We start from the raw sequence: 12,105 nt of genomic DNA, 5'->3' as shown, positions 1-12,105 counted from the left end.
GCGGCTCGCGCCCCGCTCACCTGGCGCACGCACCCCCGCCGATCGTCCCGCGGCCCGGCCCCCTTGCCGCGCCCCGCCCACGTACGGGCTCCCCGCACCGGGTCGGCCCCGCCTCGGGTCCGCGCCGCCCGGCGTCCCGCGTCCCGCCCGCGTACGGGCTCCCGGCGCCGGTCCGCTCGGGCGCCCCGCGCCCCGTCCCCGTACGCGAGCCCGCAGCCGCTGCCGCGTCGGCGGCGAGGCCGTGCCCCGCCTGCGTACGGGGTCTCCGCGCCGATCCGCCCGGGCGTCCCGCCTGCGTACGGCACCGCGGCGGCTGCCCCATCGGCGGCGAGGCCGTGCCCCGTCCGCGTACGGGCTCCCCGCGCCCACCGTCCCCGCCGGCGCCGCGGCCGTCCGCACCGGCCGTCTGCACCGGCCGTCCGTACCGGCCACCCCCGTACCAGCCGTCCGTACCAGGCAGTCGTCTCGGGCCTCGTCCCGGCCGAAGGTACAGTGGCCGGGCGGCCTCCCCGGGGGGCCGTCCGGCGGTGGGGCCCGCCGGACCCAACCGCGGTCGTGCGCCGCCAACGGTCCCTGCCTGAGCATCGCCGCGCGTCCGCGCGCGGCCGCCCGACCCGATCAGGTAGGAATCCACCGCATGCCCGACGAGACCCCCGACACCCCGTCCAGCCGCACCGGCTCCGCCGACCCCGCCGACCCCGTGGGCCCCGTGGGCCCCGCCGACGCCGTCGGCCCCACCGGCCCGCCGGCGCCCGAGGCGCCGCCCCGCCCCGGGGGCGCCACCGCGCTCACCGACCCCCGCGACCCCGTCGACCCGGACACCGGGAGCGGTCCCCGGTCCGCGGCCCCGCGTACCGGCGGGCGGCGCCAGGAGGCCGCGACCCTCGCCGTGATCGCGGTGGGCGGCGCCCTCGGCGCCTGCGCCCGCTACGGGGCCACCCTGCTCTGGCCGACCGAGCCCGGCGCCTTCCCCTGGACGACCTTCGCCGTCAACGTCACCGGCTGCGCCGCGATGGGCGTCCTGATGGGCCTGCTCACCGTGCGGACCGCCACCCACCGGCTGGTCCGCCCCTTCCTCGGCACCGGGGTGCTCGGCGGCTACACCACCTTCTCCACCTACACCGTCGAGGGGAACCACCTCCTCGGCGGCGACCCCGGCCCCGGCCTCGGGCTCCTCTACCTGGCCGCCACCCCCGCGGCCGCCCTGCTCGCGGTGTGGGGCGCGGCCGTGCTCACCCGCCGCGCCGCCACCCCCCGCCCCCACCGGCTCCGGGGGCGCGCGTGAACTGGGCCATGGTGGTGCTGGGGGCGCTGGTCGGCGCCCCGCTGCGCTTCCTCGTCGACCGCAACCTGCAGTCCCGCCACCGTACGGCCGTCCCCTGGGGCACCGCCGCGGTCAACCTCGCCGCCTGCGCCGGGCTCGGCCTCCTCACCGGCGCCGCCACCACCACCACCGTGCCGGACGCGCTCCAGCACCTGATCGGGCCGGGACTGTGCGCGACGCTCAGCACCTACTCGACCTTCTCCTACGAGACCCTGCGGCTCACCGAGACCGGCGCCGCGCGGCTGGCCGCCGCCAATGTCGCGGTGTCCACCGCCGCCGGACTGGTCGCGGCCTGGCTCGGCTCGGCGCTCGCCCAGGCCGCCCTGGGCTGACCGGCCCCGCGCCCGGGCCTCACCCGTTCGGCCCAGTGTCCACGGCGCGGCGCGTGAGCCGGTTCGCGCTGACCGGGCGTCCCTCGACCCCTCCCGTACCAAAAAGTATGAAGTGTTCCGGTTTGACGGGCGGGGGTGTTGATGGGGGAGTGGGTAGGGCGCGTGTTCCAGCGGAGGGCGTCCAGGCCGCTCCGTCGCGCGCGGGCAAGGGAGAGTGCAAGCGATGGCGGGCAACGGCTACCTGAACAGCGGCGACCTCGGCGGCCTCACGGCCGTCGACCCCCGGGGCGAGAAGATCGGCAAGGTCGAGCAGGTCTGGCTGGACGACCACAGCGGCAAGCCGGAGTGGGTCACCGTCAAGACCGGCCTGTTCGGCACCAAGGAGACCTTCGTCCCGCTGGACGGGGCGCGCAGCGACGGCGAGAACCTGCACGTCGCCTACCCGAAGGACCGGGTCAAGGACGCCCCGCGGATCGAGGCCGACGAGCACCTCGACAGCGACCAGGAGCAGGACCTGTACCGGCACTACTCCCTGACGGACGGCCGCCAGGGCGCCCGCGGCCAGGCGGGCACCGGCACCGCCGGGGCGGCCGGCTCCGCGGCCGGCATGGCCGGCGCCCAGGACCCGGCCCACGCCCGTGAGGGCCGCGGTCGGATGCCCGCCGACGCCGGGCGCCCCGCGGATGCCGAGCGCCACGAGATGCTCCGCTCCGAGGAGCGGCTGCACGTCGGCGCCCGGGAGCGCGAGGTCGGCCACGCCCGGCTGCGCAAGGTCGTCGTCACCGAGAACGTCACCACCACCGTGCCGATCAGCCACGAGGAGGTGCGGGTCGTCCGCGAGCCGATCGACCCCTCCGAGGGCGTTCGCGGCCGGATCGGCGAGGAGGAGCAGACCGAGGTCACCCTCCACGCCGAGCAGGCGGAGATCCGCAAGGAGGCCGTCCCGGTCGAGCGGGTCCGCCTGGAGACCGACAAGGTCACCGAGCAGCAGGAGGTCAGCGAGCAGGTCCGCAAGGAGCAGGTGGAGTACGACGACGGCACCGAGCGCCGCCGCCGCGGCGACGAGGGCGGCCGCCGCGGCCCCCGCGGCTGACCCCGCCCCGTAGCGCACCACACCGCATCACACCGCACGGCCCCGCGCGACACTCTCGCGCGGGGCCGTGTCCCCGTGCCGGCGGGGGCCACGTCGGCACATCGGATACACCAGCCCGTCCGTGATGATCGCCGGACGTCCACCGGTCCCGGCCACGACGACCCCGAAGACGTGCGCCCCTGGCCTGAGGTGGCCGCGCGGACAACCACCCAGGCCGCCGAGCATGGCCCCTCCCGCCCGAGCCGGCACGGCGGCGCGCACGCCGCAGAGGGCTGCCGGGTGCCACGGGGGTCTCCCGAACCTCCACGGCCGCGGCGGACCGCCCCTGCGCGGATACGCGCCCGCACGCCCACCGCCAACCACCCGAACGGCGCAATCACGCGGCCCCCGTTGTGCGAACCGGCACAGGCCGCCGTCCGGCGCCGCGCCTAGCCTCACCACCACCGGACAGCGCAACGAGGGGCGGAACCGTGAACTGGCTCATCCGCGACTACCGCGAGGGCGACCTCGCCCCGGTCGTCCATCTGATCGACACCACCGCCGAACTCGGGCAGGAGTCGGTGTTCTCCCTCGCCGAGTGCATCGGCGCGCTGACCGGCCGCCAGCCCGCGGTGGTCGCCGTCCACCAGGGCGCGCCGATCGGCGCCGCCCTCGCCACCGTCGCGGGGGAGCGGGCCTGGGTGATGCGGATCGCCATCTCCTCGGGCTGGCGCGGACGCGGCCTGGCCAGCGCGCTCCTGGTCGAACTGGAGCGGCGGCTGCTCGCCGCCCGGATCGGCCGGATCAGCTACGTCCTGCCCGAGGAGGAACTCCTCGGCGAAGGGCTGCTGAACGCCGGCTACACCCGGCAGCCAGCCGTCGCCTACTTCGAGAAGAGCGAGCATCTGCACGGCTCCGCCGCCACCCTCCTCGACGACCTCGGCGGACGGTACCTCGCCGGGGACCTCTGGGGCCGGGTGGCCGGCATGGAGAAGGAGAAGGACCTCATCGAACGGCGGGTGGTGCTGCCGCTCGCCCAACCCGAACGGGCCGCCCGGCACGGCGTCCGGCCGCCGCGCGCCATCGCCCTGTTCGGCCCGCCCGGCACCGGAAAGACCACCTTCGCCCGGGGCATCGCCTCCCGGCTGGGCTGGCCCTTCGTGGAACTGCTGCCCTCCCGCCTCGCCGACGAGGGCAACCTGTCGGCCGCGCTGCGCAGCGCCTTCGCCCGGATCGCCGAACTGGAACGGGTGCTGGTCTTCATCGACGAGGTCGAGGAGATCGCCCCGGTGCGCCGCGAACCCGCCCAGCCCGGCGGCATGCACGGGGTCACCAACGAACTGCTCAAACTGATCCCCGGCTTCCGCGAGGGCGACGAACGGCTGCTGGTGTGCGCCACCAACTCCGTCCGCTCGCTCGACCCGGCGTTCCTGCGCCCCGGCCGCTTCGACTACCTCATCCCCATCGGCACCCCCGACGAGGCGGCCCGCACCGCGATCTGGCAGCGCTACGCGGCCGGAAGGCCCGATGTGGACCTGCCCGTACTGGTGGCGGCGAGCGAGCTGTTCACCCCCGCCGACATCGAACACGCCGCCCGGATCGCCGCCCAGGCCGCGTTCGAACGGGACCTGGGCGTGTCCGGCCAGGCCCCCGAGGGCGACACCGCCCCGGGCGCGAGCACCGAGGACTACCTCGCGGCGATCGCCCAGTGCCGGCCCACGGTCACCGCCGAGATGATCGAGCAGTTCGGCGCCGACATCACCGCGCACGCCCGCTTCTGACCACCCGGTACGGGACGGGGCTGCGCCCACCGGATACGGGACGGGCGTAGCCCCTTGCATACGGGGCGGGGCTCAGCCGGCCAGCCGGTACTCGGCCCCGTCCCGGCTGCGCACCACCCTGCCGGAGACCACCAGATAACGGCGGAGCGCGGCGCAGTCCTCGTGCACCGTCAGCAGCGCCTCGTTCACCTCCCGCTCGGTGTACGAGCGCTCCCGCTCGAAAAGGGTCCCGGCCAGGTGCGCGAGCAGCTGCTCACGCCGCGCCGCCTTCCGCGGGATCGCCGTCAGCCGGCCGCGCGAGAACAGCGCCGACACATCGGACGCGGTCGCGGGCACGGACGAGGAGGCGGGTTGCCGGACGGACGAGGAGGCGGGTTGCTCATGATCGGACATGCCGGGAAGCCTGCCCCCGACCCACCCCGCCCGGCAACGCCTTTTCGGCTCACCCCGCCCGACCGCCCCGCAGATAGGCGTACGCCGCCTCCGCGGTGAACTCCGCCTGACCGCCGCGCACCAGCAGCCCGGCGCTCGCGAACGCCGGGTCGTCGGCGGTGCCCGGGACGTACGGGACGGCCAGGCACCGCATCCCCGCCGCGTGCGCGGCCGCCGCACCGGGCGGGGCGTCCTCCAGCACCACGCACCGCCCCGCGGGCACCCCCAGCCGCCGGGCCGCCTCCAGGAACACGTCCGGCGCGGGCTTGCCCCGGGCCACCTCCTCCGCCGAGACCAGCACCGTCAGCCAGGCGTCCAGCCCGGTGCCGGCCAGCACCGCCTCGATCGCGGCCCGGGAGGAGCCGGAGGCCACCGCCATCGGCACCCCCTCCGCGTACAGCCGCTCCACCAGCGCCCGCATCTCAGGGAAGACCGCCGTGGAGGCGGCCGCCAGCTCCAGGTAGTGCCGGTTCTTCTCCGCCAGCAGCTCCTCGACCGGGGCCCCGATCCCGTACTCCGCCCGCAGCGCCGACAGCGTCTCCCGGGTGCCGATGCCGATGAAGTCGGTGTGCCGCTCCCAGCCGAAGTCGGTGACCCCGTACCGCTCCAGCACCCGGCGGCCCGCCTCGTAGTAGTTCGGCTCACTGTCGACCAGGGTGCCGTCGAGGTCGAAGAGGACGGCCAGGTCCGGTTGCGCTGCGCTCATGCCCCCAGCATGCCCGTACCGGCCGGACGCCCTCGGCGCGCACGCCCCTCGGCGCGGGGGGCCTCAGGGCACGGGGCCCTCAGCGGGAGGACTCGGCGCGGAGGCCCGCGGCCCGGCCGACCGCCTCCACCAGCGGCAGCAGCCGGTGCGGCACCCGCTCGCGCAGCGCCATCTCGGTCCGGGTGCGCACCACCCCGGGCATCCGGATCAGCCGCTGGACGATGTCCTCCAGATGCCCGTTGTCCCGCGCCACCACCCGCGTCAGCAGATCGCCGCCGCCGGTGATGGAGAAGGCCTCCACGATCTCGGGCACCGCGGCCAGCGCGTCCCCGACCTCGTCCAGCCGGCCCTGGGTCACCTCGATATGGACGAACGCCAGCACCGGGTGGCCGAGCGCGGCGGGGGAGAGGACCGGACCGGTGCCGGTGATCACCCCGTCCCGCTCCATCCGCTCCAGCCGGGCCTGGAGGGTGCCGCGGGCGATGCCGAGGATGCGGGCGTACTCCCGGACCGAGGTGCGCGGCTGCTCGATCAGCAGCCGGAGGATACGGGTGTCAAGGGCGTCCACGGCCATGTCCGACCCGCTCCTTCCGGTGCCGCTGCGGTACTCCGCCACCGTACCGGTGCGGCCCGGCACGGGCGGCCCCCGGTCGCCCCGCGAGCAGCACCGCGGCGGTGGGTCCGCCGTTAGGAGCGGCACGGGGCGGGCACTCAACGTGCACAGCGTCTGCCCGCCCCCGTACATCCCCTACATCCCCAGGAGGCACCCCATGCGCGCGCTGACCGTGCGTCCGCTCCAGGCCGGCACTCTGGCCGTCCCGGACGACCTGCCCGAACCGGTGCCCGGTGAGGGGGAGCTGCTGGTCGACGGCGTGGCCCTCGGCGTCTGCGGCACCGACCGGGAGATCGCCGACGGCGAGTACGGCTGGGCGCCGCCCGGCCGGGACCGGCTGGTGCTGGGCCATGAGTCGCTGGGCCGGGTCCGCCAGGCCCCGCCGGACAGCGGCTTCGCCCCCGGCGACCTGGTGGTGGGCGTGGTGCGCCGCCCCGACCCCGAGCCGTGCGGGGCGTGCGCCCGCGGCGAGTTCGACATGTGCCGCAACGGCCGCTACACCGAGCGGGGCATCAAGGAGCGGGACGGCTACGGCTCCGAGGTGTGGACCGTGGAGAGCGACTACGCCGTCCGGCTGGACCCGGCGCTCGCCGAGGTCGGCATGCTGATGGAGCCCACCACCGTGGTCGCCAAGGCCTGGGAGCAGGTGGAGCGGATCGGCGCCCGCTCCTGGTTCGAGCCGCGCCGGGTGCTGGTCACCGGGGCCGGCCCGATCGGGCTGCTGGCGGCGCTGCTCGGGGTGCGGCGCGGACTGGAGGTGCACGTCCTGGACCGGGTCGCCGAAGGGCCCAAGCCCGAGCTGGTCGCCGGGCTCGGCGCCACGTACCACACCGACCCGATGGACCAGGTCGCGGCGAAGCTCGCCCCCGATGTCGTCATCGAGGCCACCGGCGCGGGGCCGCTGGTCTTCGACGCTATGGCCGGGACCGGCACCTACGGGATCGTCTGCCTGACCGGGGTGTCGCCGCGCGGCCGCTCCCTCACCGTGGACGCCGGCACCGTCAACCGGGAGCTGGTGCTGGAGAACGACGCGGTGGTCGGCTCGGTCAACGCCAACCTGCGCCACTACCACCAGGCCGCCGAGGCGCTCGCCGACTCGGACCCGGACTGGCTGCGGCGGCTGATCACCCGCCGGGTGCCACTGGAGCGGGCCACCGAGGCGTTCGAGAAGCGGGACGACGACATCAAGGTCGTCATCGACCTGGACGCCGGATGACACCCCCCGCCGCGGAGACCGCTACGGCTCGATCAGCCCGACCCTGATCGCGTACCGGGTCAGCTCCAGCCGGTCCCGCAGCCCGAGCTTCTGCAGCAGATTGGCCCGGTGCCGCTCGACCGTCTTCACGCTGATGAACAGCAGCCCGGCGATCTCCTGCGAGGTGTGGCCCTCGGCGACCAGCTTGAGGATCTCCTCCTCCCGGTCGGTGATGGCCTTCGGCGGCAGGCCCCGCCCCTCCCGGGCCCGCTCCAGATAGTCGCGGATCAGGGCGCCGACCGCCCCGGGGTAGAGGAACGGCTCGTCGCGCATGGCCGCGTGGCAGGCCTCGACCAGGTCCCGGTCGGCCACCGACTTCAGCACATAGCCCGCCGCCCCGGCCTTCAGCGCCTCGAAGAAGAACTGCTCGTTGTCGTGCATGGTCAGGATGAGCATCCGCGGCCCCGGCCGCAGGCGGCCCAGCTCGCGGGCGGCCTGGAGCCCGGTGAGCCGGGGCATCGCGATGTCCAGGATCGCCAGGTCGGGCCGCTCGGACCGGGCCAGCTCGACCGCCTCCGCGCCGTCCCCCGCCTCGGCGACCACCTCCAGGTCCGGCTCCCCGTCCAGGATCAGCCGCACCCCGCGCCGCACCAGCGCGTGGTCGTCCGCCAGCAGGATGCGGATCGGCCCCCCGCCCGCACCGCTCCCCGTCCCCGCACTCATCCCCGTACTCGTACTCATCGCTCTCCCCGCCCCCGTACCGGCTCCGCCCTCGGCTCCCGTACCGCTCAAGCCCGCTCGCCCCCGTCCACCGTCCCGCCTCCGGCGCCATCGGCGGCCTCCCCGCCGGCCCCGCCCACCAGCGGGACGTACAACCGCACCTCCGTCCCCCGCCCCTCCGGGCCGGGCCCCACCGCCACCTCGGCCCCGATCAGCAGCGCCCGCTCCCGCATCCCGCGCAGCCCCGCCCCCTCCGCGGCGTCCACCAGCCCCCGGCCGTCGTCGCGGATCAGCAACTCCACCCCACCCGGGACCGAGCCCAGCACCACATCCGCGCGCTCCGCCGCCGCGTGCCGCATCACATTGGTCAGCCCCTCCTGCGCCACCCGGTAGAGCACCAGCTCCGCCTCCGGCCCCAGCGGCGGCAGCCCGGGATCCAGACGGTGCCGCACCACCGGCCCACCGCCCATGCTGAACTCGCTGGTCAGCGCCTTCAGCGCACTGGTCAGCCCCAGCTCCTCCAGCACCCCGGGGCGCAACCGCCGCGCGATACGGCGGATCTCGTCCAGGCTGTCCCTGGTCGCCTCCCGGGCCCGCAGCAGATCCTCGCGCAACGGCCCGGGCGCCCGGTCGGCGACCCGTGTGGTCTCCAGCAGCACCGCGGTGAGGGTCTGGCCGACCTCGTCGTGCAGCTCCTGGGCGATCCGCCGCCGCTCCGCCTCCTGCGCGGACAGGGCGCGGGCGCTGCTCGCCGCCCGCTCGGCCTCCAGCCGGTCGAGCATGGTGTTGTACGTGCTGATCAGCGCGGCGATCTCCCGGTGCCCGGAGACGGCCGGGCGCGGCCCGGGGCGCAGCAGATCGGTGGTGGTCATCGCCCGGGTGAGCCGCTCCAGCGGGGCGAGGCCGAGCCGCAGCAGGGCCGCGTTGGCCACCAGCATGGCGACCAGGCCGCAGAAGAGGATCAGCGCCTCGGTGAGCAGCACCGGGGTGGAGACGGTGACCGGCCCCAGCAACAGCAGCGCCGTCGCGGCGAGCAGCACCGCGGCGTTGAGCAGGAAGATCCGCCAGAACAACGTCACCGACCCCGTCCTCCTCACTTCTCGGCGATACCTCCGCGGTCCCTGCCCCCGCCGCATCCTCCGCGGTCCTCGATCCGGCATCCTCCGCCGTTCCCGGCCCGGCGTTCCTCCCGCGCAGGGCCAGCCTGTCCGCGCACGGGGCCCCTGTCCATCGGGGCTGACACCCATTTCCGCGCGGCAGGCACCCGGAATCCGGGTGGACGGCGTCCCCTCTACAGGGTGGCGACCGCCCGCTATGGGGGACATACCCGATGGTGGCGCGAGGGCGGGGCGGGCCAGGGTGGAGGCCGGTGGCTGACACCGCCCGGCGCACCGCGAGGGGAGGACGCACCATGACCGCGCTGAACGAGGATCCGCTGAGCCGTCTGGCGGAGCGGACCCGGCACGACGACCCCCGGTTCGCCCGGGCCATGGCCCTGGGCCGTCCGCTGCGGCCCCGCGAGTACCGGCACGGCCTGACCTGGCTGCTGCTGGCCGCCGCGCTCGCCCTCTTCGGTCTCGGAGTGGCCCTCGGCGACGGGCTGCTGATCGCCACCGGGCTGGTCGGCGCCGGTGCCGCCGCCCACCGCTTCGACCCGGACCGCCGCCGCGGTACTCCGCCGTTCCGCCCATCGCGCTGACACCGATTCTCCCTCTTCGCCCTGATCCGGCCGCCTTCGCGTAGTACGTCGTGCGGTACAGTTCTTTACCTGGCCATTACCCGTTTCCGGGTGCCCGGCCGGAGGCGAACGAACGGTGCCGGTGCCGAAAGGGGGAGGGCGGAGATGCGACGTACGAGCCATCGCCCTGCCCCTCGGCGTGCACCGGGCCTCGCCGTGCGGGTCGCCGTACGCGTGGACAACGCCCCGCGCGACGCCGTACCCGATACCGGCCGCCCCTGACGCCGGACGTCCGCGCCCCGCACGGGTGGGCGGGCCCCCGCCCGGGCACCCGGACGCCATGCCCCCGCCCCTGCCCACCGCCCGCCCGACCGGAGCGCACGCGGCCCCGGTACGCGACGGCAGCGCACCGCGAGCCGTCCAGGGGACCGGCCGCCCAGCCACCGGCCACCCAGGCGCCGACCGCGTACGCCCTCGGCCATGCGGCAGGCTTGGCCCCCGGGCACTGCGCACCGCGCACGCGCACCGCCCGCCCATCCCCACCACGATCACACCCGCCCGTACCCACTCATCCCCCGTCACATGGAGCGCACCGATGGAGCCCACGGCCCACACCCGGAAGACCAGCCTCCCCGGCGTCGGAACCCGCTACGACCTGGAGACGGAGAGCGGGCGCCACCTCTCCGTGGTGGTCCACCAGGACGGCCGGCGGATGCTCGCCTTCCACGACCCCGAGGACGACGACGACTGCCGTGATTCGGCCACCCTCGTCCCGCACGAGGCGACCGCCCTGGCCAAGCTCCTCACCCCCGACCCGGTGGCGCATCTGCACCAGCACATGGAGATCGACCTGGTGACCGAGCACATCGAGATCACCAAACGCTCCCCCTACGCCGGCCGCACCCTCGGCTCCACCCAGGCCCGCACCCGTACCGGCGCCTCCATCGTCGCCGTGCTGCGCCGCACCGCCGCCGTGCCGTCCCCGGCCCCCGACTTCCGCTTCGCCATCGGCGACACCCTCGTCGTCGTCGGCACCCGCGAAGGCGTGGACGCCGTCGCCGAACTGATCACCGGAGGATAGAGACCCGTGCACGACACGACCGCCATGCTCATCGAACTCGGGGCGATCATCCTCGGCCTGGGTCTGCTCGGGCGCCTCGCCGGCCGGATCGGCTTCTCCCCGATACCCCTCTACCTCCTCGCCGGACTCGCCTTCGGGCACGGCGGCATCCTCCCGCTCCAGGCGAGCGAGGAGTTCGTGGCCACCGGTGCCGAGATCGGCGTCATCCTGCTGCTGCTCCTGCTCGGCCTGGAGTACAGCGCCTCCGAACTGGTCACCAACCTCAAGACCCAGTACCCCTCCGGCGCCGTCGACTTCGTGCTCAACGCGGTGCCCGGCGCGGCCGCCGCACTCATCCTCGGCTGGGGCCCGGTCGCCGCCGTCGCCCTGGCCGGCGTCACCTGGATCTCCTCCTCCGGGGTCATCGCCAAGGTCCTCGGCGACCTCGGCCGGCTCGGCAACCGCGAGACCCCGGTGATCCTCGGAGTGCTGGTCATCGAGGACCTGGCCATGGCGGTCTACCTGCCCATCCTCACCGCGCTGCTCGCCGGGGTGAGCTTCGCGGGCGGCTCCCTCACCCTGCTGATCTCGCTCGGCACCGTCGGCGCCGTGCTCTACCTCGCCCTGCGCCACGGCCGGCTGATCAGCAAGGCGGTCTCCTCCGACAACGCCGAGATGTTGCTCCTGGTCGTGCTCGGGCTGACCCTGCTGGTCGCCGGCATCGCCGCCGAGCTCCAGGTCTCCGCCGCCGTCGGCGCCTTCCTCGTCGGCATCGCGCTCTCCGGCGAGGTCGCCGAGGGCGCCAGCAATCTGCTCACCCCGCTGCGGGACCTGTTCGCCGCCGTCTTCTTCGTCTTCTTCGGCCTGTCCACCGACCCGGCCGACATCCCGCCGGTCCTCGTTCCCGCCCTCCTCCTCGCGGTCGTCACCGCCCTCACCAAGATCGCCACCGGCTACTACGCGGCCCGCCGGGCCGGCATCAAGCCCGCCGGCCGCTGGCGGGCCGGCGGCACCCTGGTCGCCCGCGGCGAGTTCTCCATCGTCATCGCCGGCCTCGCCGTCGGCGTGGAGCCCCGGATCGGCCCGCTCGCCACCGCGTACGTCCTGATCCTGGTGATCGTCGGACCGCTGGCCGCCCGCTGGACCGAGCCGATCGCCCGCCGGCTCACCGGCCGCGCCCGCCCCCCCACCG

At 75.3% G+C, this 12,105-nt stretch carries 13 protein-coding genes; 8 read left to right on the top strand and 5 right to left on the bottom strand.

From position 1 onward, the window contains the following. The first annotated feature begins 637 nt into the window (after positions 1-637). The 4 genes from M1O15_RS31205 to M1O15_RS31190 all read left to right on the top strand — a co-directional run bounded on the left by M1O15_RS31205 (position 638) and on the right by M1O15_RS31190 (position 4,509). Positions 638-1,285, top strand: coding sequence for a fluoride efflux transporter FluC (locus M1O15_RS31205; RefSeq protein WP_248637614.1), 648 nt, complete (start codon positions 638-640; stop codon positions 1,283-1,285). After that, on the top strand, positions 1,282-1,656 hold the full coding sequence (locus tag M1O15_RS31200; RefSeq protein ID WP_248637613.1) for a fluoride efflux transporter FluC: 375 nt from the start codon (positions 1,282-1,284) through the stop codon (positions 1,654-1,656). The genes M1O15_RS31205 and M1O15_RS31200 overlap by 4 nt, the downstream gene beginning before the upstream one ends. Positions 1,657-1,879: 223 nt before the next feature. Continuing rightward, positions 1,880-2,749, top strand: a complete 870-nt coding sequence (locus M1O15_RS31195) for a DUF2382 domain-containing protein (RefSeq protein ID WP_248637612.1) — start codon at positions 1,880-1,882, stop codon at positions 2,747-2,749. Positions 2,750-3,219: 470 nt separating this feature from the next. Next, a complete protein-coding gene (locus M1O15_RS31190; protein WP_248637611.1) occupies positions 3,220-4,509 on the top strand; it encodes an ATP-binding protein in 1,290 nt (429 codons plus the stop codon). A 72-nt stretch (positions 4,510-4,581) separates the two neighbouring features. On the opposite strand, the gene M1O15_RS31185 is transcribed toward M1O15_RS31190, so the two are convergent. The 3 genes from M1O15_RS31185 to M1O15_RS31175 form a co-directional block, all read right to left on the bottom strand. Further along, the gene (locus tag M1O15_RS31185) at positions 4,582-4,902 is read right to left on the bottom strand and encodes a DUF2087 domain-containing protein (protein ID WP_248637610.1); all 321 of its coding nucleotides are present in this window, start codon (positions 4,900-4,902) and stop codon (positions 4,582-4,584) included. Positions 4,903-4,951: 49 nt separating this feature from the next. Next, complete coding sequence (locus M1O15_RS31180; protein ID WP_248637609.1) at positions 4,952-5,647, bottom strand: HAD family hydrolase; 696 nt, start codon at positions 5,645-5,647, stop codon at positions 4,952-4,954. A gap of 79 nt (positions 5,648-5,726) precedes the next feature. After that, entirely contained in the window at positions 5,727-6,221 is a 495-nt protein-coding gene (locus M1O15_RS31175; RefSeq protein ID WP_248637608.1) for an Lrp/AsnC family transcriptional regulator, read from the bottom strand. 196 nt (positions 6,222-6,417) lie between these two features. On the opposite strand from M1O15_RS31175, the gene M1O15_RS31170 reads away from it, so the two are divergent. Then, the gene (locus M1O15_RS31170; RefSeq protein ID WP_248637607.1) at positions 6,418-7,476 is read left to right on the top strand and encodes a glucose 1-dehydrogenase; all 1,059 of its coding nucleotides are present in this window, start codon (positions 6,418-6,420) and stop codon (positions 7,474-7,476) included. A gap of 21 nt (positions 7,477-7,497) precedes the next feature. Here M1O15_RS31170 and M1O15_RS31165 read toward each other — a convergent pair whose 3' ends face one another. Beyond that, positions 7,498-8,178 (bottom strand): response regulator, encoded by a 681-nt coding sequence (locus M1O15_RS31165; RefSeq protein WP_248637606.1) that lies wholly within the window; start codon positions 8,176-8,178, stop codon positions 7,498-7,500. Between the two features lie 65 nt (positions 8,179-8,243). Beyond that, complete coding sequence (locus tag M1O15_RS31160) at positions 8,244-9,254, bottom strand: HAMP domain-containing sensor histidine kinase (RefSeq protein WP_248637605.1); 1,011 nt, start codon at positions 9,252-9,254, stop codon at positions 8,244-8,246. 332 nt (positions 9,255-9,586) lie between these two features. On the opposite strand from M1O15_RS31160, the gene M1O15_RS31155 reads away from it, so the two are divergent. The 3 genes from M1O15_RS31155 to M1O15_RS31145 form a co-directional block, all read left to right on the top strand. Then, entirely contained in the window at positions 9,587-9,874 is a 288-nt protein-coding gene (locus M1O15_RS31155; protein WP_248637604.1) for a DUF3040 domain-containing protein, read from the top strand. 574 nt (positions 9,875-10,448) lie between these two features. Continuing rightward, positions 10,449-10,934, top strand: a complete 486-nt coding sequence (locus tag M1O15_RS31150; protein ID WP_248637603.1) for a cation:proton antiporter regulatory subunit — start codon at positions 10,449-10,451, stop codon at positions 10,932-10,934. Positions 10,935-10,940: 6 nt separating this feature from the next. Continuing rightward, positions 10,941-12,105, top strand: a 1,165-nt coding sequence (locus M1O15_RS31145) for a cation:proton antiporter (protein WP_248637602.1), incomplete at its 3' end; no start/stop codon positions are given.

Origin of the sequence: Streptomyces lichenis, assembly GCF_023218175.1 — a bacterium.
GTDB classification, from domain to species: domain Bacteria; phylum Actinomycetota; class Actinomycetes; order Streptomycetales; family Streptomycetaceae; genus Streptomyces; species Streptomyces lichenis.
The sequence above is the reverse complement of the archived record's forward strand: the minus strand, read 5'-3'. Positions and strand labels throughout refer to the sequence as shown.